General features: G+C 32.7%; 1 protein-coding gene. It reads right to left on the reverse strand.

From position 1 onward, the window contains the following. A partial coding sequence (locus NXS15_RS03775) for a restriction endonuclease subunit S (protein WP_259290525.1) occupies positions 1–474 on the reverse strand: 474 nt, incomplete at both ends.

The following is a 474-nucleotide window of genomic DNA, read 5'->3' on the forward strand; positions in this document are numbered from 1 at the left end:
CTGAAGAAGTGATACAACCATATTTAATGAATTTATTAATATAGAAATCTTATTGGTTTCTTCACTTAACGGCGGAATGCATATTTTAATTTCTGCCATAACATTGTTCATTAATTTTGGTATTCCAGCGCTTGCAACATGTTTATAAGCGACATTATTTAATGCATGTGCGACGGCATTATTTGTATAGTCTATTTTGCCTAACAAAACACCAGAAACATTAGTTGAATAGAATTTTCCAGGTCTAAACGCAACTTTTCCCGCACCAGCTCCATCTGTAGTTCAAGTTATAGCTGTATCAAATAAGTACTCTGTATGATATCCCAAAAGCCCATTATTAACGGTCTTTGAAGAATACACAGGATAGATATATTTTGATGATTTTATAGGAGAAAGTTTTGTTGTCGATATTACTTCACCACGTGTTATTTCAAATATATCACCTACCCTTTTTTGTTCTCAAGCGTTTGTAAA

The sequence above is a fragment of the Mycoplasma sp. CSL7475-4 genome, assembly GCF_024834065.1.
Classification (GTDB): Bacteria; Bacillota_I; Bacilli_A; order Mycoplasmatales; family Metamycoplasmataceae; genus Mycoplasmopsis.